The following is a 22,171-nucleotide window of genomic DNA, read 5'->3' on the forward strand; positions in this document are numbered from 1 at the left end:
TCCAGAAACCCTGTGCAGCTAGTCCTTGGGGCTTCCATGGCACCATCGTAGACCTTTCAAAAAAACAGGAGATCCGGTATGTCCTCATTCCCTTCGCGAGCCATTCAAATCGATCAAAACGGCGGCCCCGAGCAACTCAGGCTGGTCAATGTCATGGTGGGGGACCCCGGTCCGGGTGAAATTCGCATTCGTCACCATGCGGTGGGCCTGAACTTCATCGACGTGTACCAGCGCAGCGGGCTGTACGCCCTGCCCATGCCGCTGCAATTGGGCATGGAGGCAGCCGGTGTGGTGGAGGCGGTCGGAGAGGGCGTCACCCACCTCCAGGTGGGCGACCGCGCGGCCTACGCCAGCCAACCGCCGGGCAGCTACTGCGAGTTGCGGGTCATGCCCGCCAAGTGCGTGTGCAAGCTGCCCGATGCCATTTCATTCGAGACCGGCGCGGCCATGATGCTCAAAGGCCTGACCGCGCAATACCTGTTGAAGCGCACCCAGCCGCAGGGTGGTTTGCAAGCTGGCGATTTTGTGCTGTTCCATGCGGCGGCGGGTGGCGTGGGCCTGATTGCCTGCCAGTGGGCCCGTGCGATGGGGTTGCAGCTGATTGGCACGGCCGGGTCGGACGCCAAATGTGCACTGGCCAAAGAGCACGGTGCGGCCTTTGTGATCAATTATTCGACCGACGACTTTTTGGTTCGCGTGAAAGAGATCACGGGAGGCAAGGGCGTGAAGGTGGTGTACGACTCGGTGGGCAAAGACACCTGGGACAAGTCGCTGGACTGCCTTGCGCCTTTCGGCCTGATGACCAGTTTTGGTAACGCGTCAGGCCCGGTGGCGCCCTTCGCGCCCGGTCTGCTGGGGCCCAAAGGCTCTTTGTACCTGACACGCCAGACCCTGTTTACCCACATTGCCACGCGCGAAAGCACGCAGGCCATGGCCGATGACCTGTTTGAGGCCGTGACCAGTGGCAAGGTAAAAATTCGCATCGACCAGCGCTACCCGCTGGCCGAGGTGCAGCAAGCGCACCGTGACCTGGAAGCCCGCAAGACCACGGGCTGCTCGATTCTGACCTTGTGAACGTCCGCCGCGTCCCGGTCAGCGTCTCGTGACCCTATGGCCGGGGGGGCGCTGTGTCGGGTGACCGGCCGGTGCTGGCGGCGACCAGTTGCTGGGAGTCCAGCACGGAATGGCGCAGCCGGTTGGGTGCCAGCGCACCGGCAGAGTCCAGAATGGGGTAGGCCACCGAGCAGATCAGGGAGTTGATGCGCTTGAGATCGCTGATCAGGTCCAGGTGCAGCGAGCTGGTCTCGATGCTCTGCAGCGTGTTGACAGCGAGGCGGGCCAGGTGGGTGGCCGCGTATTCGCGTTCCAGGTCACTGAACAGGGTTTTTTCTTCCAGCAATCGTTGTGCATCGCGCACGTTGCCGTTCAGGAACACACTCATGCCCAGGCGCAGGTTGTCGATCAGGCGGGTGTGCAGGCCGGTGATTTCGATCAGGCCCGCTTCGGAAAACTCGCGTCCGGTGTTGATCTTTTTCTCTTCGACATCCAGCAGCACCCGCTCGACGATGTCGCCGATTTGCTCCATGTTGATGGTGAAGCTGATGATGTCAGTCCAGCGCCGACCCTCTTTTTCACTCAGGGCTTCGCGTGAAATCTTGGTCAGGTAGTACTTGATGTCCGAGTACAGCTCGTCCACCGTGTCGTCCATTTTTTGCAGGTCCTGGGCGAGCTTGCGGTCGTTGTTCTTGATGACGCCCAGCACGCCGATCAGCATGGTTTCCACCACGTCCGCCTGGTGCATGGCCTCGCGCACCGCGCAGGAGATGGCCACCGACGGTGTGGCCAGTGCGGTGACGTCCAGGTGTCGCTGCCTGCCTGCGACGGTACTTTTTTCGGGCTTGGGCAACCAGCGGGCCACCCAGCGTGCCACGACTTGGGTCAGGCCGATAAAGATGCCACCCACCAACACATTGAACGTCAGGTGGAACAGCACCACCAGGGTGGCTGGCTCCGTGACCCAATGGCGCACGGTGCCCAGCCACAAAGCGACGAAGGGCGCTGCCACGGCGATGCCAATGATTTTAAAAATCAGGTTGCCCAGGGGCACCTGACGGGTCTCGATGTTCGCGTTGAGCGTGGTCAGCACCGCCAGCATGCCGCTGCCCAGGTTGGCGCCCAGCACCAGGCCCAGGGCCACGTCAATCGGTACCACGTGGGTGGTAGCGAGTGTGGCCGTGAGCAGCACAATGGCCAGACTGGAATACGACAGCACGGCCAGCAGGGCGCCCACCAAGATTTCCAGCAGCAGGTCGCTGCTGAGTGAGCCCAACAAGGCCTTGACGGCGGGCGCCTGGGTCAGTACGTTGGCCGACTGGGTGACCAGGCGCAGGGCCAGCAGCATCAGGCCCAGGCCTATCAGAACGCGACCAATCCGACCCACCGTGGTGGATTGCCGTGAAATGAACAGCACCACGCCGACAAAAATGAACAGAGGTGACAGCCAGGACAGATCGAGCGAGAAAACGACTGCCATGACGCTGGTTCCGATGTCGGCTCCCAGCATGACCGCCAGCGCCGACGGCAGCGACATCAGCCCCTGGCCGACAAATGAGGCGACGATCAGCGCCGTGGCGGTGCTGGACTGCACCAGCGCCGTGACCCCCATGCCCGACAGGGCTGCCGTCAGGCGATTGCGGACACTCTTGGCCAGGATGTTGCGCAGGTTGGCACCAAATACCCGAAGAATACCGGTACGCACCAGCTGTGTGCCCCAAACGAGCAGGGCAATGGCCGCCAGAAGGTTCAGCAGGTGGGTCAATGTCTTCCTTTTGGGGTACCGAGCTTAGTGCGTGCGCCGCACGCGCAGCAGTTCGTCCAGAATCAGGCAGGCCGCGCCCACCGTGATGGCGCTGTCGGCGATGTTGAAGGCCGGGAAGTGCCAGCCGTGCCAGTGGAAGTCCAGGAAATCCACCACATAGCCGTACAGCACGCGGTCAATCACATTGCCAATGGCGCCACCCAGAATGCAGGCTAACGCAAAGGCAAACAGTTTTTGCCCTGCATGTGATTTCAGCAGCCACAAAATCACAGCCGCCGCGACGATGCCGACGACTGTGAAAAACCACCGCTGCCAACCGCCCGCATCATGCAGAAATGAAAACGCGGCGCCCGTGTTGTGCACGCGAACCACGTTAAAGAAACTGGTCACCGGGGTGCTGTCACCGAGCTTGTAGTAACCCACGATCAGCACCTTGGTGAACTGGTCGGCGATCAGAAAGATCAAGGCCAGCCCCAGCCATTTCAGCACGCCTGCGGAGTTGGACTTGAAGGTCGACTTGCGGGCCATCAGACAAAGCTCCGTGTTTCGCCTGCACCAAACAGGTTGCTGACGCAACGGCCACACAGGGTGGGGTGGGCGGCATCCACACCAATGTCGTCGCAATAATGCCAGCAGCGTTCGCATTTAGTGCCATTTGAGGCGCTGGCGCTGATGGACAGTGCGGAACCAGCTATCAAATTAATAGCAGATGTGATGAAGGCAAACTTCAGGTCATCCCCCAGGCTGGTCAGCAAGGCATGGTCTTCAGCCGCCACCGTGAGGGCTACGCTGGCTTGCAGGGACGAGCCCACCTTGCCGTCGGCGCGCAGAACTTCAATCTCCTTGTTCACCGCATCACGGATGTCGCGAATGCGTGCCCACTTGGCCAGCAAGGCCGCATCGGGGGCATCCATGGTCACGAAGCTGTCCAGGAAGATGGATTCACGCGTGTCTGCAGGCGTTTTTCCCTCAGTGCCCAGCACCGACCAGGCTTCCTCGGCCGTGAAGCTCAGGAACGGCGCCATCAGGCGCAGCATGGCCTGGGTGATCTGCCACAGCGCCGTCTGGGCACTGCGCCGTGCGGGTGAGTTGGGCGCGGTCGTGTAGAGGCGGTCCTTGAGGATGTCCAGGTAGAAAGAACCCAGGTCTTCCGAGCAGTAAATCTGCAGCTTGGCCACCACCGGGTGAAATTCGTACACCTCGAAGTGCGCCAGGATGTCCGCCTGCAGCTGGGCCGCACGGCTCAGGGCGTAGCGGTCAATCTCCAGCATTTGGTCCAGTGGCACGGCGTCGGTCGCGGGGTCGAAGTCGCTCACGTTGGCGAGCAAAAACTTCAGTGTGTTGCGGATGCGGCGGTAGGTGTCCACCACGCGTGCCAGGATCTTGTCGTCTCCGGCGATGTCGCCCGAGTAGTCGCTGGCCGCCACCCACAGGCGGATGATCTCGGCGCCGAGCTTCTTGGAGGTCTCCTGGGGGTCCACGCCGTTGCCCTGGCTCTTGCTCATCTTATGGCCCTTGCTGTCCACGGTAAAGCCGTGGGTCAGGATGGCCTTGTAGGGCGCGCGCCCGTACATGGCGCAGGCAGTCAACAAGCTGGAATGGAACCAGCCACGGTGCTGGTCGTGGCCTTCCAGGTACAGGTCGGCTTCGGGGCCTGTGGCATGGGCGCTGCCGGCGTGTGAGCCCTTGAGCACGGTGGTGTGGGTGGTGCCGGAGTCAAACCAGACTTCCAGAATGTCACTGCTCTTGGTATAGCTGTCGGCATCCGCCGCGCCGAGGATGGACGCGGTGGTGGCCTTGCTCCAGGCCTCGATACCGCCCTGCTGGATCATGTCGGCAGCGATGTCCAGAATCTCCATCGTACGGGGATGCAGCTCGCCGCTGTCCTTGTGCAAAAAGAAGGGCAGGGGCACGCCCCAGCTGCGCTGGCGGCTGATGCACCAGTCAGGCCGGCCGGCAATCATGTCGCGCAGGCGGGCTTTGCCGTTCTCGGGATAGAACGCGGTTTCTTCAATGGCGTCGAGCGCCAGCTGGCGCAGCGACTTGGGCGCCTTGTCCTTGGTGAACACCCCAACGCCGTCATCCATGCGGATGAACCACTGGGCGGCGGCGCGGTAAATTACCGGCGTCTTGTGGCGCCAGCAATGCGGGTAGCTGTGCACGATGTCGGTCGTGGCAAACAGGCGGCCGGCTTCGCGCAGCGTGTCGATGATGACGGGGCAGGCCTTCCAGATGTGTTGCCCGCCAAACAGCGGCAACTCGGGTTCGTACGCACCATTGCCTTGCACCGGGTTCAGGATGTCGTCATAGGCCATGCCGTGGGCGACGCAGGAGTTGAAATCCTCGACGCCATAAGCGGGTGCCGAGTGGACGATGCCGGTGCCGTCGTCAGCTGTGGCGTAGTCGGCCAGGTAGATCGGGCTCAGGCGGTCAAAACCCGGGTCCACATGAGCCAGGGGGTGCTTGAAGTTGATGCCGCCCAGGGTCTTGCCCACGGTGGTCGCCACCACGGTACCGGTGAGCTGGTAGCGCTCCATGCATTTTTCGACCAGGCTCTCGGCCAGCACCAGCAGGCCACGCTCGGTGTCGACCAGTGCGTAAGTGATCTCGGGGTTCAGGTTGAGTGCCTGATTGGCGGGAATGGTCCACGCAGTGGTGGTCCAGATAACAGCGAAAGCCTCTTTGCTCAGCGTCTCCAGGCCAAAGGCGGTGGCCAGTTTGGCAGGCTCGGCACACAAAAAGCCGACGTCCAGCGTTTGCGATTTTTTGTCGGCGTATTCAATTTCAAATTCGGCCAGGGATGAGCCGCAGTCAAAACACCAGTACACGGGTTTCAGGCCGCGGTAGACAAAACCACGCTCCACCACGCGTTTGAAGGCGCGGATTTCGTCGGCTTCGTTGCTGAAGTCCATGGTGCGGTAGGGGTGGTCCCAGTCGCCCAGCACCCCCAGGCGCTTGAAGTCGGCGCGCTGCAGGTCAATCTGCTCGGTGGCGTAGGCGCGGCTCTTGGTCTGCATCTCGTCGCGCGGCAGCTTGCGGCCGAATTTCTTCTCGATGGCGTTTTCGATTGGCAGGCCGTGGCAGTCCCAGCCGGGAATGTAGGCGGCGTCCATGCCCTTGAGCTGACGCGCCTTGACGATCATGTCTTTCAGGATCTTGTTGACGGCGTGACCCATGTGGATCTGGCCATTGGCGTAGGGCGGGCCGTCATGCAACACAAACTTGGGCGCATTGACGCGTGCATCGCGCAGTTTTTTGTAAATACCTGCGTCTTCCCATTGCTTGACCCAGCCCGGCTCGCGCTTGGGCAGATCCCCGCGCATCGGGAACGGCGTGTCCGGCAGGTTGAGCGTGCTGCGGTACTCGGTTTTGGCGGTGGACTCGGAAGCGGAATTCGGTGTGGTGTTATCGGTGGTCATGATGGCGCTGGGTGGCTAAGTACGCACGCGCATCCCGGCAATCCTGGGTGATGCCGGCGGTGAGGGCGTCCAGCCCGTCGTACTTCAGTTCGTCGTGCAGTTTGTGGAGGAGTTCTACGCGGATGATTTTACCGTAGGCCCCCTCGGGGCCCAGGGTGTCGGGCCAATCGAGGCAATGGGTTTCCAGCAAGACCCGTCCGCCGTTCACGTCGGAGGGGTCCAGGGAGGGGCGCACGCCCAGGTTGGCCACGCCCGCCAGGGGTTGCTCGGCCAGGCCGTGGACGAGCACCACAAAAATACCGCTGGCCGCGGGTTTCCAGTGGGCAAACCGCAGGTTCAGGGTTTTGAAGCCGAGTTCGCGCCCCAGTTTGCGCCCGTGTACCACGTGTCCTGAGATGCGGTAGGGCCGCCCCAGCAGCCGCGCGGCATCGTCCATGCGGCCGTCGGCCAGGGCATCGCGCACCGCCGAGCTGGATACCCGAAGGCCGTGCACCTCGTAGCTGTTCATGCGGGCGACATCAAAGCCTTGCGCCACACCTGCGGCGTCCAGCATGGCGTAGTCACCGGTGCGTTTGGCGCCAAAACGGAAGTCGTCACCCACCAGAACGTATTTGGCGCCCAGGCCGCCCACCAGCACCTCGTCGATGAACGCCTGTGGCGTTTGCGAGGCCAGTCGGGCGTCAAACGGCAGCACCACGGTCTGGTCCACACCGCACAGGGCCAGATCGGCCAGTTTGTCGCGCAGCGTGCCAATGCGGGCCGGTGCCAGGTTGGGTTGGTGGGTGGCGGCGGCGAAATAATCGCGTGGATGGGGCTCGAAGGTCATGACGCAGCTGGGCACGCCGCGTTGCTGGGCCTCGCTCCGCAGCAAGGCAAGCATGGCCTGGTGGCCGCGGTGCACGCCGTCGAAATTGCCAATGGTCAGCGCGCAGGTTGGGGCGATGCCAGGGTGCTTGAAACCGCGAAAAACCTTCATTGGATTGTTATCTTTTTGATAGCAGACTGCGCTCTTCACACAAGCGCCTGACGCCGGGTTGTCACAAAAACAGGGTATATTGTGTCTTAGCAGTGGGGCTTGTCAGTTGGGCCCCGCCGCCAGAGACAAATTGCATTTCGTGTCAGTGGTTCATTTGTTGTTCCAGGAGGCGTGTTTTGAAGGTCTTGAAGCTGTCAGCCCAGGGGTTGCCCCAATCGTGGATTTCGCTTGAACAGGCGGTCATCCACTATGCCGCAGAAGAAGTGCGCTGGGAAATGGGCGCGCAAGTGGCCGTGTTTCATGGCGGGCACAACGCGGTTACGGGCGAGCAGTCCATCATTACCGTCAACAGCATCATCGGCACCAAGGGCGTGCCCAACATCAATCCGTTCGATTTGAAGCCGGGCCTGACCAACAGCAAGCTGTTTGCCCGTGACCGCAATGTCTGCGCTTACTGCGGCGACCATTTTCATGAAGAGTTGCTAACCCGCGAGCACATCATTCCGTTTGCCCAACACGGCATTGACACCTGGATGAACGTGGTCACCTCGTGCCGCCCCTGCAACCACCGCAAGAGCCACCGCACCCCCGAGCAGGCGAACATGCCCCTGCTCTACACGCCCTATGTGCCCAGCCTGTGGGAAGATTTCATCCTGCGCAATCGCCGCATCCTGGTGGACCAGATGGAATTTTTGATGGCACATGTGCCGAAATCCTCAAGACTCATTGTTTAAGTGTTGACCGGGGCTGAAACCGGATCTTCGGTCCACCCGGCCGCTAAACTGCCCCTGAAACAAAAATCAGGGAGACATGAGATGGCATATCGATTACTGGGCATGCAGGCAACCGGACTTGTCCTGCTGTGGGGCGCCGCCGTGTCGCCCCTGGTCGTCTTCGGGGCCGAGTCCACTGCCGTTAACGCACAGGCGCCTTCAGGCCGGGCCCCCGGCCTGATGTTGGCCAAAAATTGGCAAGCCCGGTTTGATCCCCTGGGATATCTGGTGAGCGAAAAGCTGGATGGCGTCCGTGCGTTCTGGGACGGCAAGGTGCTGCGGTTTCGCAGCGGTCGGCGTATTGCAGCGCCCAGGTGGTTCACCGATGCCTTGCCAGGCACGGCACTGGATGGTGAACTTTGGATCGCCCGTCAACGCTTTGACCGTGTCTCGGCCACCGTGCGCCGCAGCGTGCCGGTGGATGCGGAATGGCGCGAACTGCGCTACATGATTTTTGATTTGCCGCGTGAGCGCGGCCGTTTTGATGAGCGTGCTGCACGGGTCGTGTCCGTTGTTGAAAACAGCAAGACACCCTGGCTGCAGGCGGTCGATCAATTTCATATTTCTGACCCTGATGCGTTGCAACGCCAGTTGAGGGAGTTGGTCAGCGACGGGGGTGAGGGGTATGTCCTGCACCGGGCTGATGCGGAATGGAAGGCCGGGCGCAGCGATGCCCTCTTCAAGCTCAAACCCGAACCGGATGAGGATGCGCGGGTGGTTGGCTATCTGCCGGGCAAGGGTCGATTGGCCGGCCACATGGGGGCGCTGTTGCTCGAAATGCCCAGTGGCCAGCGATTTGGGCTGGGGACCGGTTTCTCCGATGCCCAGCGGAAGGTGCCACCGCCGTTGGGCGCCATGGTCACCTACCGTTACCGGGACCGCACACCCACCGGGTTGCCACGGTTTGCGAGTTTTCTGCGGGTGCGCGAGGCGGAGTAACACGCCGCCTGGGCGGCTTTGTCAGGCGAAGACGCCCGCTGTGTCCTGCATGCGGGCGGACACCTCACCCAGGTGGTGCAGGCTGTCACCAAAGGTCATCTCCAGCTGGGTGAGTTTCTTGAAGTAATGGCTCACGATGTATTCGTCAGTCACGCCGATGCCACCATGCAGCTGCACGGCCTGCTGGCCGACAAACCGCATGGCGTTGCCCAGTTGGTACTTGGCCCGGGCCATGGCGGCCCGACGTTCGGGCGCCGGGGCGTTGAGCTTGAGCGAGGCGTAGTAGCTCATGGAGCGGGCCAGTTCGAGCTGCATCTTCATGTCGGCCGCCCGGTGGCGCAGAGCCTGGAAGCTGCTGATGACCACGCCAAACTGCTTGCGCGTGTTGAGGTACTCCGCCGTAATAGTCAGGGTTTTGTCCATCACGCCCACGGCTTCGGCGCAGGTGGCGGCGATGCCGATGTCCACGGCGTGCTCCAGGGCGGTCAGTCCGTCGAGCGTGATCAGGGTGGCGGGCGCGTTATTCAATGTCAGTTCAGCGGCGCGGCTGCCGTCCTGCAGGCCGTAGCCGCGGGCGGTGACGCCGCTGTCGGCGCGTTCCACCAGGAACAAAACCATGTTGCCGTCCAGCATCGCCGGCACTAAAAAGGCGTCGGCGAGATCACCCGCGGGTACTATGCTTTTTGTAGCTGTTACCGTATATCCGGCGGGGGTTACAGCTGCTTTTGCTTCACAAATTTCAAGTCGGTAGCGCGCTGCGCGTTCCTGGTAGGCCAGCACCACCAGGGCCTCGCCACTGGCCACCTTGGGTAGCCAGGCGGCTTTGACAGCCTCCGGTGCATAAGCACTCAGCACGCCGCCTGCCATCAGGCTTTGTGCCAGGGGTTCGAGCACCATGCCGCGTCCCAGTTCTTCCATCACCACCATGCCTTCGACCGGGCTCATGCCCATGCCGTCATGGGTGTCGGGCACGTACAGGCCGCACAGCCCGAGGTCGGCCATTTCCTGGAAGGCGGCGCGTGAAAAACCACCGGCGGCCGTCGCAGCGCGGCGGCGCTCAAAGTTGTAGCCTTTGTCAACCCATTTGCGAACCGCGTCGCGCAGTTGTTCCTGATCGTCAGAGAAATCGAAATCCATGATGAATATCCTTTTACATTCAGTTGAGGACAGAGCTTGTCGCTTTGCGCCTGCGGTCTGTCCCGCAATTAACCAAGTACGACTTGAGCCACGATGTTGCGTTGCACTTCATTGCTGCCGCCGTAAATGGTGGTCTTGCGCATGTTGAAGTAGGTGGAGGCCAGCGGGGCGCAGTAGACTGCGCCCACGGCGTCGCCTTGCCAGCCGGCTTCCATGGCTTCATGGATCAGGGGCAGGGCGTAGGGCCCGGCGGCCAGCATCATCAGCTCGCTGTAACGCTGCTGGATTTCGCTGCCGCGGATCTTCAACAGCCCCGCGATGTCCAGCGACTGTTTGCCCGACTTTTCAGCGGCCAGCACGCGCAGCACCATCATTTCCAGCGCCACCACATCCACTTCGAGCTTGGCAATTTCGTCGCGGAACCGGGTGTCGTCGTCAACGCCCTCGGCTTTGGCAATGCGCTTGAGGCGCTCCAGTTCGCGTTTGGCGCGGTTCACGTCGGCGATGTTGGTGCGTTCGTGGCTGAGCAGGTGTTTGGCGTAGGTCCAGCCTTTGTTTTCTTCGCCAATCAGGTTCTCGGCCGGCACTTCGACGTTGTCAAAGAAGACTTCATTCACCTCGGCTTCACCGTCGAGCAGCACGATGGGGCGCACGGTGACGCCCGGGGACTTCATGTCGATCAGCAGGAAGCTGATGCCGGTCTGCGGCTTGCCTTCGGTGCTGGTGCGCACCAGGCAGAAAATCCATTCGCCGTACTGGCCCAGGGTGGTCCAGGTCTTTTGGCCGTTGACGATGAATTTGTCGCCCTGGCGCTCGGCGCGGGTTTTGACGGACGCCAGATCGGAGCCGGAACCGGGTTCACTGTAGCCCTGGCTCCACCACACCTCGCCGCTGGCAATGCCGGGCAGAAAGCGTTGCTGCTGCTCGGGCGTGCCAAAGGCCATGATCACGGGCGCCACCATCACCGGGCCAAAGGGCACCACGCGCGGGGCACCCGCCAGGGCGCATTCTTCTTCGAACAAGTGCTTCTGGATCGAATTCCAGCCGGGGCCGCCGAACTCTTTGGGCCAGCCGTGGCCCAGCCAGCCTTTTTTACCCAGGATTTTGGCCCAGCGCTGCAGGTCGTCGCGGCTCAAGCGCAGGGCGTTGTGCACCTTGTGTGAGAGGTCGGCGGGCAGGTTTTCGCTGACCCAGGCGCGAATGTCTTCGCGAAACTTCTGCTCTTCAGGGGTGAATGCTAAATCCATAAGCGGGTCTCCAAATATCCCGCATTTTTAGCACGCTCGTTCGCTTATGTCTGTCCAGGTGGTGACACGCCCAGTTCGGCGCACAGTTTTTGCACCGTGTCCCGCAATTGCGCGACCTCGGCCTCCAGGCGCTCGATGCGCTCCGCCGTTTGGCCAGAGACAGAACCATCGCCCGAGCGGCTGACACCGGTTTGGCTGGTGTCGACCGGGCCGCACAGCAGGTGGGCCCAGCGCTGTTCCCGGGCGCCGGGCGCCCGGGCGAGCTTGACCACCAGCGGGCCGCCTTTTTCAGGCGCGCGATCCTGCAGTTCTTCGAGAAAACCCTCCACCGAGGAGATGTCGGCAAACTTGTACCAGCGCTCGGTGTTCAGCCGGAGTTCTGCGGCGGTTTGCGGGCCGCGCAGCATGAGCAGCCCCAGCAGCACGGCCGCCTGTTCAAACACACCCGCGCCGCGCTGGAAGTTGTGCTCAAAGCGGGTGGTGCGTCCGCCGGGGGTTTCGCGCACGAGGTTGATTTCTTTCAGGCGGCTCAAGGCATCGGCCACCTGGGCCTCGGTCAGCTCCATCAGGGGTTCGCGGCTGCTTTTCTGGTTGCAGCCCAGCACCAGCGAATTGAGGGTGAGCGGGTAGCTGTCGGGCACGGTGCGGGCCTTCTCCATCAAGGTGGCGACCACGCGCGCCTCGATCGGGGTCAGCAGGGGGGCGACAGGGGCTGTGAGCGGGAGGGGGGCAGAAGTCAACGTCATAAAATTAAGCCAGGTATGAAAAACATCGTTATTTTGATCTCAGGCGGCGGCTCCAACATGGCCGCCATCGTTAAAACCGCACAGCGCGAGGATTGGCAGCACAAATATGGCGCCCGCGTGGCCGCGGTCATCAGCAACAAGGCCCACGCGGGCGGTCTGGTGTTTGCCCGGGAGCACGGTCTGGCGACCGAGGCGCTGGACCACAAGGCCTTTGCCACCCGTGAGGCGTTTGACGAGGCGATGGCCGTGCTGATTGATCGTTTTGACGAACCGGGACAGCCCGTGCTGGTGGTGCTGGCGGGTTTCATGCGCATTTTGACACCGGGTTTTGTGAGTCGGTATGAGGGCCGACTGCTCAACATCCACCCCTCGCTGTTGCCCGCTTTTTCGGGGTTGCACACCCACCAGCGGGCGCTGGATGCCGGTTGCAAATTTGCCGGTGCGACGGTGCACCAGGTGACCGCTGAACTGGACCACGGCCCCATCCTGGCGCAGGCCGTGGTGCCGGTGCTGCCGGGAGACAGCGCCGATGACCTGGCCGCTCGTGTGCTCACGCAGGAGCACCTGATCTATCCACGGGCGATTGCTGGGTTGCTACGAAAATAATAGCTACTCCCGAATGTCCTTCCTGGGCTACAGCCTTATTTCTTATAAATAGACTATTCGTGGCGCAAGGCCTCGATGGGGTCCAGCCGCGCTGCCCGGCGCGCCGGAAAGAAGCCAAACAGCACGCCAATGCCGGCCGAGAACAGGAACGAGAGCAGGTTCACCCCCGGGTTGAACAGGTAGGGCACATCCATCACCGTGGCGATCAGCACCGAGGCACCGGTGGCCAGCACAATGCCGATCAGCCCGCCCAGTGAGGCCAGCACCACGGCCTCAATCAGGAACTGCAGCAGCACCTCGCGCTCCAGCGCCCCAATGGCCAGGCGAAGCCCGATCTCTCGGGTGCGCTCCGTCACGCTCACCAGCATGATGTTCATGATGCCGATGCCGCCTACCAGCAGGCTCACCGCCGCCACGGCGCCCAGCAGCGTGGTCATGACCTTGGTGGTGCCCGAGAGCGTTTCACCCAGTTGCTTGGTGTCGAGCACATTGAAGTTGTCTTCATCACCCGTGGCCAGCTTGCGCCGCTCGCGCAGGAGCTGGGTCAGGCTGGCCTTGACGCGCGCCGGGTCGCTGCCGTCCTTCATGGACACCAGCAGGGTGTTGACGCGCGTGTTGCCCGTGATGCGGCGCTGCAAAGTTTTGATCGGCACCAGCACCATGTCGTCCTGGTCGTTGCCGAAGGCGCCCTGGCCCTTGGCGGCCAGAATGCCCACGATCTCGCAGGAGATCTGTTTCACCCGCAATTGCTCGCCCACGGCCGCGCGGGTGCCGTAAAGCTCGCGGCGCACGGTTTCGCCAATCATGCACACGGCGGCGCCAGCGCGCAGTTCGTCGTCAGAGAACTCGCGCCCGTCCTGGAGCTTCCAGTTGCCGGTGATTAGCCAGTTGTTGGTGCTGCCGATGACGCTGCTGGCCCAGTTGCGGCCATTGGCGACCACGGTGGCGCTGGTGCGGGCCTCGGGCGCCACCGCCTCAATGCCGCCGATCTGGGAGGCAATGGTGTCGGCATCAGCCTCCTTGAATGACGGCCCGCCACCCGAGCCCGGCCCCATGCGTTGGCCTGGACGGACTTGCAGCAGGTTGGTCCCCAGGCCGGAGATCTGGTTCTGGATGGCCAGCGTGGCGCCGTTGCCTACTGTCACCATGGTGATGACCGCGCTCACGCCGATCACGATGCCCAGAATCGTCAAAAACGAACGCATCAGATTGCGCCGGATGGAGCGCAGGGCCAGGAGCAGGGTGTTGAGCCACATCAGTGCACCTCCGTGGGAGTTTGCGCAGGGGACGTCGCTTCGTGCAGGCCCGCAGGGTGCGGGTTGCGAACGTCGCTGGCCACCACGCCGTCCACAAACTTCACGATGCGTTTGGCGTAGGCGGCCATGTCTGCCTCGTGGGTGACCATCAGCACGGTGATGCCGTGGTTCACGTTCAGGCCCCACAGCAGCTCCATGATCTCGACGCTGCGGTGGGTGTCCAGGTTGCCAGTGGGCTCATCGGCAAGCAGCACGGCGGGTTCGGTCACGATGGCGCGGGCAATTGCCACGCGCTGTTGCTGGCCGCCCGACAGTTCGGCCGGGGTGTGGTGCTCCCAGCCTGCCAGGCCGACCGAGGCCAGCGCCTTGGCGGCCATGGCGTGGCGGTTCTTGGCGGACTCGCCCCGGTACAGCAGGGGCAGCTCCACATTCTCTTGCGCCGAGGTACGGGCCAGCAGGTTGAAGCCCTGAAAGACAAAACCCAGAAACTGGCGGCGCAGGCGCGCGCGCTGGTCCCGCGAGAGTTGCTCGACGTGGACGCCATTGAACAAATACTCGCCCGTGGTGGGGCTGTCCAGGCAGCCCAGGGTGTTCATGGCGGTGGACTTGCCCGAACCGCTGGGGCCCATGATGGCCACAAAGTCGCCGGCTTCGATGGTCAGGTCCACGCCTTTGAGGGCTTGCAGGGCGGTCGCGCCCTCGCCATAGGTCTTGGTCACCCCTTTGAGCTGGATGAGTGGCGTGTCGCTCATGGTGCGGTCGCCGCAGAACGCTGGTCGGTGATGACAAGCATGCCCGCCTGCAAGTCGCCGGCGGTGATTTCGGTCATGCGGCCGTCACTGATGCCGGGGGTCACGGGGATGGCAGCGGCGGCGCCGTCACGCAATATCCACACCTGTTTGGCGCTGCCGTTGCCGCCCGCCGTTTTGCGTGCGCCGCCACCTGGCATGCGCGGCATGAGGCTGGACATGATGCTGCTGCTGGATTTGGCGGTGCCGGTGGTCGCGGTGACGGTAGGTGTGAAGCGCAGGGCGGTGTTGGGCACGAGCAGCACGTCGCGCCGCTCGGTGGCGGTGATGGTAGCGGAGGCTGTCATGCCGGGGCGCAAGGAGAGGTCGGTGTTGTCCACATCCAGGTAGGTGACATAGGTCACCACGTTTTCGGTGATGGTGGAGCCAAATGCGACACGGGTGAGTGTGGCCGGGTATTTGCGGGATGGGTAGGCGCTGACGGTGAAACTGGCTTTTTGCCCGACTTTGACGGAGCCCACATCGGCTTCGTCCACATTGACCTGCAGCCGGAGTTGGCTCAGGTCCTCGGCCACGGTGAACAGGGTCACGGCCTGCAAGGAGGCCGCCACGGCGTTGCCGGGGTCCACGGTGCGGGTCAGCACCACGCCGTCAATGGGCGAGCGGATGGAGGCTTTGGAGAGATTGGTGGCATCGGTGGCCACGGTGGCGTTGGCGGATGTCACGTCAGCACGGGCACTGGTCTCGTCGGCTTGGGCGCGCTCCAGCGTGGCGCGGCCGGTGTCCAGTTCGGCCTTGGAGGGCACCTTGCCGCCCGACAGGCGTGCTACTTCTTCCAGCCGTCCCAGGTTGCCCTGGGCTTCCTTGACGGTGGTGACGGCCTGCGCCACCCGGGCGATGGCGGAGCTCAGGGCTGCGCGGGAGCGGGCGACCTGGTCGGTCAGCTTCGCGGTGTCGAGTTCCACCAGCACCTGGCCTTTTTTGACCCGGTCGTTCACATCCACCAGCACGCGTTTGACGGTGCCGGACAGTTCGCTGCCAATGCTGACCGAGCGGGTGGGTTGCAAGGTGCCGTTGGCGGCAACGCTCAAGGTGAGGTTGCCCCGGTTGACGGCTTCCGTGACATAGACGGGGGCTGCTTTTGTCTGTGCCCTCAGTTGCCAGTAATAGAGCCCTGCGCCGCCCAACAGCACCAGGGCGGCAACCGACCACCAGAGGGGGCGGCGCCACCACGCCGTAGCCGGACCTTCATCGAGTGTTGCTTGCAGTTCTTGGGTGGAAAGAGGAGGGCTGGCGGCAGCTGGGGTGGTCATGGTGGGGCTCTGAAAAATTCGGGATGATTGGGCAAATGGCTGTGGGCAGGGTCGGCAGTGAACGCTCAGTTCCAGCCACCGCCCAAGGCCTTGTACAGGCGCACATGGTCGGCACTGATGTCGGCCCGCGTGCTGGCCACACTGTCCTGGGTGGTCAGCAAAGTCCGTTGTGTCTGCAGCACGGTCTGAAAGTCAATCAGGCCGCTGCTGTAGCGGTTTTGGGCCAGTAATGCGGCGTTGCTGGCGGATGCAGCCGCGTTTTCGAGGCGAATCAGGCGGGCGCGGTCACCTGCCAGCGTCACCAGCGCATCTTCCACATCTTTCAGGGCGGTCAAGACCACCGACTGGTAGCTGACGCGGGCCTGCTCCAGGGCTGCTTCTTGCGCCTGCACCTGGGCACGGGCTGCGCCGCCGTCGAACAGGGGCACGGACACGCTGCCGAGCAAGGCGCTGACCAGGGAACTGCCGTTGGTGAGCGCGCCCAGGGTCAGGGCGTTCAGGCCCAGTGAGCCGCTGATGGAAAAACCGGGGTAGCGGGCCGCATCGGCCACGGCCACGCGGGCCAGCGCCGCGTTGATGCGGTGCTCCGCCGCGCGCACGTCGGGCCGCTGGCGCATGGTTTGTGCCGGAATGTCCAGCGCGAGGGTGTCAGACGCTTGTGGCACGGGTTGGGGTGCCGTCAGAAGCGCCTGCAAGGCGGCGGGGGCCTGGCCCGTCAAGACGGCCAGCGCATGCGCGGTATTGGCGGCGCTGGCCTCCAGGACGGGAATCTGGGCGCCGGTTTGCTCGGTGGAGGTGCGGGCCTGTTCCACTTCCAGCGAGGTGATCAGCCCGGCTTGGGCGCGCCAGTCGGTGATCTGCAGGGTTTCGGCCTGGCTGGCCAGGTTGGTTCGGGCAATCAGCAACTGAGACTGTAAGCCCCGCAGCTGGATATAGGCCAGGGCTACCTCGGCGGCGATGGACACCTGCACATCGGCCAGCGAGGCTGCTGAGGCCTGCGCGTCTGCCTCGGTGGCACTGAGTCCGCTGCGTTGCCCCCCAAATACATCGGGTTCCCAGCTGGCGTCCAGGCCCACCCGGAAGGTGTTGCCTGCATCGCTGTTGCCACTCTTGCTCCGTTGCGCCGACCCCGAGCCCGACACGCTGGGCAGCAGGCCTGCCGATTTGACGTCACGCAGGGCGCGCGATTGCTGCAGGGCCGCTTTGGCCGTCAGGATGCTGGTGTTGGCCTGCAAGGCCTGGGTGACCAGGGTGCTCAGCAGCGGGTCGTTGAATTTTTGCCACCATTGGTCAAGCGACTGGGAGGCCGACAAGCCCGCTGCGATGGCGGGTGCTGCGGTCGACCAGTTTGCGGGCAGGGTGGTGCGCAGGTCGGTGTCAGACGCGGCAGTTGTGCGGGGCGACCATGATGAGCACCCTGCCAAAAGCATAGCCAGCAGCGTTGTGGCCGCCACGCTGCGCGCAGTCGTGCGAGGGGGGCTTTGGCGCCCTGGCGTCAGGTCGTTTTTTTTTGAAATCATCGGTTCTTGCAGCGTGTGTCGGGAGGTGTCTGACCATTGTGCAGGAATCAGGTGATTTAACGGTTTCCCTTGTGTGAAGTCATGTAAATCCCGTGTTTGTCCTACACCGGGCATGCATCATGGGGTAGCCGGGGGACTCCCGCACTTGGCGGGCTTAGAAGGTCACGCCATAGCGCTGACCGTGTTTCCCGTGGACGGCTGTGTCAATCCTTGGGCGATTTTTTCATAGACCTGTGTTTCCAGCTCGGCGAGTTTGTCAGCAGCCAAGCTGTCGGTGCTGGCTTTGTCGCCGGTTGTGGCTGATGCCGCCAAGTCCTTGATCGCGCCTGCCAGTCGCTCCATTTCTGAGACGGTGCCATCCTGATTCGTGTCGAGCTTGTCGTAGGTGGCGGAGCTTGAGTCGCTCTTGCCGGCACCCCCCGCACCACCAGGCCCGCCGGCGGGTGGTGGTCCGCCCTGAGGGCCTTCTGCGCCCGGTGTTCCGTTGGTGGGACGTCCCGCCTCAAACTCGGATGGGGTCAGCTTGCCGTCGCTGTCGGTGTCAAGTTTGGCAAACAGGTCGCCGGCATCCTGTCCGGTGTCTGCCTTGATCTTGTCGGTCATTGTCTTCAACTCGGTCTGGTCGATGGCGCCGTCGCTGTTGGCGTCAATTTTGGCGAACAAGTTGTCCTGGTCGCCTTCGCCATAGGCACTTCGGGATTGGGCAAACTCCATCGTAGAGGGCGGTGGCAAAACGTCTTTCATGCCCTTTCCCAGTTCGTCCGAGGAGAGGCTGCCATCGCTGTTGGCGTCCATCTTGGAGAACAGTTCTTCAGTGTTGGTGCTGTTGGTGGTGCCGGTCGCTTTGCCAATTTCGTCGAGCATGCTTTGCAGTTCGGTTTGGTCAACGCCTGCGCTGCTGTCGGTGTCGACCTTGGCAAACATTTTGGCTTGCATCTGGCTTCGTTGGGCTTTCATGTTGGCCCAGGCATCGCCCGAGCTGCTGATTCCGCTGATGGTGCTCATGGTCATTCCTTTCGGTTTCGTGGTTGAGGGAGCATCACAAGCGCCCATGACGAGGTCTTGTGACCGGTCCATTTTTGGGGTCTGCCGTAAACCCTGTTTGTCGGCTTTGTATCAAGCCTGATACGAAGCACGGTTCAATGCCCTGAACTGGCCGCCATTGACCCTGCTGTTCGCGTTTTTCGGCATGAACCCCTCACTACAATTTGAAGCTTCCCACGAGCCCACCATGCAGCCCCGACCACGAATCCTGATTGTTGATGACGACGAGGGCATCACCGCCTTGTTGAGTGACTACCTAGCACGTTTCGGTTTTGAGTGCCACGTGGCGGGTGACGGCGCGGCCATGCGCACCGTGTTGGCGGCGCATCACATGGACCTGGTGGTGCTTGACCTGATGTTGCCGGGCGAGGACGGGCTGACGCTGGCGCGCCAGGTGCACCAGCGCTCACCCATCCCGATCATCATGTTGACAGCGCGCTCGAATCCCTACGACCGGGTGCTGGGGCTGGAGTCCGGGGCGGACGACTACATGAGCAAACCTTTTGAGCCCCGGGAGTTGGTGGCACGCATCCACACTGTGTTGCGTCGTGCCAGCGGCGCACAGCGTGGCGTGGCGGGCGCGCGCCATGATGTCATCCGGTTTGACGGCTGGGCGTTGCACCGCGAGGACCGCTGTCTGACCTCGCCTGCCGGAATCGTAGTGGCCTTGTCCAACGCTGAATTTCGTCTGTTGTCGACGTTTTTGCAAATGCCCCGGCGTCTGTTCAGTCGTGACCAGTTGATGGAGCAGGCGCGTGGGCGGTCAATGGATTCGTTTGAGCGTAGTATTGATTTGCTGGTGTCGCGGCTGCGCCAAAAGCTCGCTGGCGATCCCCTGGAGCCCGGCATGATCAAGACGGTTCGGGGCGCGGGTTACATGCTCAATGTCCAGTCGGTGGAGGGTGTGGCCGCGTGGCACAACTGATTCGGCACCTGGTGCATCGGTGTCTGCCTGGCACCCTGTTCGGACGGCTGGCCCTGCTGCTGTTTGTGGCTGTGTTGGCGAGCCACGCGTTGGCACTGACGTTGATGTTCGAGTTTCTCCCGCCACCTCCAGGTCCTCCCGGGCGGGCACCCCCCGGCCCGCCGCCACCCATGTGGCATCCCGGGCTGCTGCTGGACATCGGCGTTCGCCTGTCGGCACTGATGCTGGCCGCCTGGATTGGCGCTCGGTGGTTATCCCAGCCCATCAAACGTCTGGCCCGTGCGGCGCGTGAAATCGGACTGGACATTCGCCGTCCACCCATGGCAGAAGAGGGGCCTGAGGAATGCCGCGACGCCACGGGGGTCTTCAACCAGATGCAGGCCCAGATTTGTCGGCAGCTGGACGAACGTGACCGATTTGTAGCTGCGGTATCGCATGATTTACGCACGCCGTTGACCCGTCTGGCCTTGCGTGCCGAGGGTTTGACGGATGCGGTCCAGCGTCGCCAGTTCGGGCAGGACATTGTCGAAATGAATGAAATGATCACGTCCACGCTGGACTATTTGCGGGGCCACGCTGACCCGGAGCGCTTTGTGTTGCTGGATTTGCGTTCACTGTTGCTCAGCCTGGCTGATGACCAGCAAGCCTGTGGGCACGACGTTGAGGTGACTGGCGCGGCTGGACCCCTCAAGGCGCAAGCGTCGTCCTTGCGGCGGTGCATGGACAATTTGGTGGGAAACGCCATCCGCTACGGCGGTGTGGCACGCATCACCCTCAAAGATGAGGGTGATCAGGTGCGCATTGAGGTGTCGGATGATGGTCCTGGCCTGGCGGAAGATGAACTGGATCGGGTACTGGCTCCGTTTTACCGGGTGGAGGCTTCACGTAACCGCAACAGCGGCGGTGTGGGGCTGGGGCTTTCCATTGCCCACGATATTGCTCGCCGGCACCAGGGACAGCTGCACTTGCGCAATGGCGACTGCGGTGGCCTGGTGGCCACCTTGACGCTGCCACGCCAGGCGATCGCCCCTTGAGATCCGTCAAGCTAAGTCACTGAGCCAGGTAAAACGGGGTTGCCGCACGCCGTCAATCACCACGTCTTCGTTAAACATGGCTGCCGGGCGGACCCACAGCCCGTTTTCACCGTACAGGGCGCGGTACAAGGTCATGGGCTCCAAGGTCTCGCTGTGCCGTGCGGTGCCGATAACTTCGTAGCGCAGGCCTTTGTAATGGCGGTATTGGCCCTTGCGGGTCTCGATCAAAATGGGGAGTATTTCGTCAGTCATGGGACAATCGTAGGCTATGCATCCAAAAGCCCTGCTCGACGCTTGTTCTGAACTCGTCCGCCTATCTCTCAAATTTGACCATCCCACCGACGCCATTGTTTCGAAATTTTTTCGTGACAACCGGGGTCTGGGCCCGCGCGAACGCGCCACTCTGTCGGGCACCGTGTACACAGTGCTCCGCAAAAAACTCCTGTTTGACCATTACGCCCCCTCGGGCAGTGGCCCCAAGGAACGTCGCATGGCGATTCTCGGGTTTTACGGCCCTGGCGACTTCTTGCGCAGCGCGCTGACCGACCAGGAAACAAACTGGCTCGATCAATGCGAAAAGATCAATGTCGCGGATTTGATGGAGCGCCATCGTCACAACCTGCCCGAATGGCTGGTGGAGCCGCTCAAAGAGCAGTTGGGTGCTGAATTCTGGCCTCTGGCGGAAAGCCTGAATCAAGGAGCGGGGCTCGATTTGCGGGTCAATGCGCTCAATGCCAAGCGCTCCGATGTCCAGAAAGAGCTGGCCCAGGCCGGTATCAAGGCCGTGCCCACCCCGTTTTCTCCCTGGGGTTTGCGCATCGCAGGCAAGCCGACCTTGAACAAGTTTGACGCGTTTGTCCGTGGTGCATTTGAGGTGCAGGACGAAGGTTCGCAATTGTTGGCTATGTTGCTCGACGCCAAACGCGGCGAGATGGTGGTGGATTTTTGTGCGGGTGCGGGCGGCAAGACGCTGGCGATTGGTGCCGGCATGCGCAGCACTGGCCGTTTGTATGCCTTTGATACCTCGGCGCACCGTCTGGATGCCCTCAAACCCCGCTTGGCACGTAGCGGTTTGTCCAATGTGCACCCGGCTGCCATCGCCCACGAGCGCGATGATCGCGTCAAGCGCCTGTCTGGCAAGATTGACCGGGTACTGGTGGATGCCCCTTGCTCGGGTCTCGGCACGCTGCGCCGCAATCCCGACCTGAAATGGCGTCAAACCCTGCAATTGGTGAAGGACATGGCGGTCACCCAGACCGCCATTTTGCAGAGTGCGGCACGGCTGCTGAAGCCCGGTGGCCGTCTGGTGTACGCCACCTGCAGCATGATGGTGGAAGAAGATGAGGCCATCGCGCAGGCATTTACAGAAGCCAACAAGGAATTTACCCCCCTGGATGCAGGCGCCATCCTGTCCGACCTGAAAGTCGAACGCTCGGAATCACTGTGCAGCGGCGGGGAAAATGGTCAGCGCTACCTGCGCCTGTGGCCCCATCGCCATCAGACGGATGGCTTTTTTGCGGCCGTTTGGCAGAAAAATTGATCTGAGCGCTGGCAAAGCCCGATTTCGGGCGCATCTCAGATAAATGCACCACGAAATGGCGTGGGCGCTTTAAAATCCAAGGGTTCAGTCGGCCGGATATTTGCCGATCATGATAATTATCAATTCGTT

General features: G+C 62.4%; 20 protein-coding genes. 7 read left to right on the plus strand and 13 right to left on the minus strand.

Annotated elements, in window-relative coordinates; genetic code table 11:
• Positions 1 to 78 precede the first annotated feature (78 nt).
• Positions 79 to 1,074, plus strand: a complete 996-nt coding sequence (locus tag AC097N_RS00160; protein WP_479578713.1) for a quinone oxidoreductase family protein — start codon at positions 79 to 81, stop codon at positions 1,072 to 1,074.
• 34 nt (positions 1,075 to 1,108) lie between these two features.
• Here AC097N_RS00160 and AC097N_RS00165 read toward each other — a convergent pair whose 3' ends face one another.
• Genes AC097N_RS00165 through AC097N_RS00180 form a run of 4 tightly spaced genes read right to left on the minus strand, consistent with a single transcriptional unit; the run spans position 1,109 to position 7,213 of the window.
• Entirely contained in the window at positions 1,109 to 2,818 is a 1,710-nt protein-coding gene (locus AC097N_RS00165; protein ID WP_479578714.1) for a Na/Pi cotransporter family protein, read from the minus strand.
• Positions 2,819 to 2,842: 24 nt separating this feature from the next.
• On the minus strand, positions 2,843 to 3,346 hold the full coding sequence (lspA, locus tag AC097N_RS00170) for a signal peptidase II (RefSeq protein WP_479578715.1): 504 nt from the start codon (positions 3,344 to 3,346) through the stop codon (positions 2,843 to 2,845).
• The gene (ileS, locus tag AC097N_RS00175) at positions 3,346 to 6,237 is read right to left on the minus strand and encodes an isoleucine--tRNA ligase (protein ID WP_479578716.1); all 2,892 of its coding nucleotides are present in this window, start codon (positions 6,235 to 6,237) and stop codon (positions 3,346 to 3,348) included. The genes lspA and ileS overlap by 1 nt, the downstream gene beginning before the upstream one ends.
• Positions 6,224 to 7,213: a bifunctional riboflavin kinase/FAD synthetase gene (locus AC097N_RS00180; RefSeq protein WP_479578717.1), complete on the minus strand. Its 990-nt coding sequence runs from the start codon at positions 7,211 to 7,213 to the stop codon at positions 6,224 to 6,226. The genes ileS and AC097N_RS00180 overlap by 14 nt, the downstream gene beginning before the upstream one ends.
• 176 nt (positions 7,214 to 7,389) lie before the next feature.
• Here AC097N_RS00180 and AC097N_RS00185 point away from each other — a divergent pair, with 176 nt between their 5' ends.
• Both AC097N_RS00185 and AC097N_RS00190 read left to right on the plus strand, forming a co-directional pair.
• Positions 7,390 to 7,947 (plus strand): HNH endonuclease, encoded by a 558-nt coding sequence (locus tag AC097N_RS00185; RefSeq protein WP_479578718.1) that lies wholly within the window; start codon positions 7,390 to 7,392, stop codon positions 7,945 to 7,947.
• An 81-nt stretch (positions 7,948 to 8,028) separates the two neighbouring features.
• Positions 8,029 to 8,925, plus strand: coding sequence for a DNA ligase (locus AC097N_RS00190; RefSeq protein ID WP_479578719.1), 897 nt, complete (start codon positions 8,029 to 8,031; stop codon positions 8,923 to 8,925).
• Between the two features lie 21 nt (positions 8,926 to 8,946).
• Here AC097N_RS00190 and AC097N_RS00195 read toward each other — a convergent pair whose 3' ends face one another.
• From AC097N_RS00195 to AC097N_RS00205, 3 genes are all read right to left on the minus strand, one after another.
• On the minus strand, positions 8,947 to 10,062 hold the full coding sequence (locus AC097N_RS00195) for an acyl-CoA dehydrogenase family protein (protein WP_479578720.1): 1,116 nt from the start codon (positions 10,060 to 10,062) through the stop codon (positions 8,947 to 8,949).
• A 68-nt stretch (positions 10,063 to 10,130) separates the two neighbouring features.
• On the minus strand, positions 10,131 to 11,309 hold the full coding sequence (locus AC097N_RS00200) for an acyl-CoA dehydrogenase family protein (protein WP_479578721.1): 1,179 nt from the start codon (positions 11,307 to 11,309) through the stop codon (positions 10,131 to 10,133).
• Between the two features lie 44 nt (positions 11,310 to 11,353).
• A complete protein-coding gene (locus AC097N_RS00205) occupies positions 11,354 to 12,055 on the minus strand; it encodes a YceH family protein (protein WP_479578722.1) in 702 nt (233 codons plus the stop codon).
• 15 nt (positions 12,056 to 12,070) lie between these two features.
• Between AC097N_RS00205 and purN the strand changes: the two genes are divergently transcribed.
• Positions 12,071 to 12,661 carry a phosphoribosylglycinamide formyltransferase gene (gene purN, locus AC097N_RS00210; protein WP_479578723.1) on the plus strand — a complete coding sequence of 197 codons (591 nt, stop codon included), beginning with the start codon at positions 12,071 to 12,073 and terminating at the stop codon, positions 12,659 to 12,661.
• A 53-nt stretch (positions 12,662 to 12,714) separates the two neighbouring features.
• Here purN and AC097N_RS00215 read toward each other — a convergent pair whose 3' ends face one another.
• From AC097N_RS00215 to xopAW, 5 genes are all read right to left on the minus strand, one after another.
• Positions 12,715 to 13,917: an ABC transporter permease gene (locus tag AC097N_RS00215; protein WP_479578724.1), complete on the minus strand. Its 1,203-nt coding sequence runs from the start codon at positions 13,915 to 13,917 to the stop codon at positions 12,715 to 12,717.
• Complete coding sequence (locus AC097N_RS00220; protein WP_479578725.1) at positions 13,917 to 14,669, minus strand: ABC transporter ATP-binding protein; 753 nt, start codon at positions 14,667 to 14,669, stop codon at positions 13,917 to 13,919. Before AC097N_RS00220 ends, AC097N_RS00215 begins: the two co-directional genes overlap by 1 nt.
• Complete coding sequence (locus AC097N_RS00225; protein ID WP_479578726.1) at positions 14,666 to 15,979, minus strand: efflux RND transporter periplasmic adaptor subunit; 1,314 nt, start codon at positions 15,977 to 15,979, stop codon at positions 14,666 to 14,668. Before AC097N_RS00225 ends, AC097N_RS00220 begins: the two co-directional genes overlap by 4 nt.
• A 65-nt stretch (positions 15,980 to 16,044) precedes the next feature.
• Positions 16,045 to 17,409 (minus strand): efflux transporter outer membrane subunit, encoded by a 1,365-nt coding sequence (locus AC097N_RS00230; protein WP_479579181.1) that lies wholly within the window; start codon positions 17,407 to 17,409, stop codon positions 16,045 to 16,047.
• A 252-nt stretch (positions 17,410 to 17,661) separates the two neighbouring features.
• Positions 17,662 to 18,504: a XopAW family type III secretion system calcium-binding effector gene (gene xopAW / locus AC097N_RS00235; protein WP_479578727.1), complete on the minus strand. Its 843-nt coding sequence runs from the start codon at positions 18,502 to 18,504 to the stop codon at positions 17,662 to 17,664.
• A gap of 226 nt (positions 18,505 to 18,730) precedes the next feature.
• Between xopAW and AC097N_RS00240 the strand changes: the two genes are divergently transcribed.
• Both AC097N_RS00240 and AC097N_RS00245 read left to right on the plus strand, forming a co-directional pair.
• Positions 18,731 to 19,468, plus strand: coding sequence for a response regulator (locus AC097N_RS00240; RefSeq protein WP_479578728.1), 738 nt, complete (start codon positions 18,731 to 18,733; stop codon positions 19,466 to 19,468).
• Complete coding sequence (locus tag AC097N_RS00245; protein ID WP_479578729.1) at positions 19,456 to 20,502, plus strand: ATP-binding protein; 1,047 nt, start codon at positions 19,456 to 19,458, stop codon at positions 20,500 to 20,502. The genes AC097N_RS00240 and AC097N_RS00245 overlap by 13 nt, the downstream gene beginning before the upstream one ends.
• 6 nt (positions 20,503 to 20,508) lie before the next feature.
• Here AC097N_RS00245 and AC097N_RS00250 read toward each other — a convergent pair whose 3' ends face one another.
• Entirely contained in the window at positions 20,509 to 20,754 is a 246-nt protein-coding gene (locus AC097N_RS00250) for a DUF1653 domain-containing protein (RefSeq protein WP_479578730.1), read from the minus strand.
• Between the two features lie 16 nt (positions 20,755 to 20,770).
• Between AC097N_RS00250 and AC097N_RS00255 the strand changes: the two genes are divergently transcribed.
• Complete coding sequence (locus AC097N_RS00255) at positions 20,771 to 22,042, plus strand: RsmB/NOP family class I SAM-dependent RNA methyltransferase (RefSeq protein WP_479578731.1); 1,272 nt, start codon at positions 20,771 to 20,773, stop codon at positions 22,040 to 22,042.
• Positions 22,043 to 22,171 lie beyond the last annotated feature (129 nt).

The organism is Rhodoferax sp. LS1R11 (assembly GCF_056521395.1).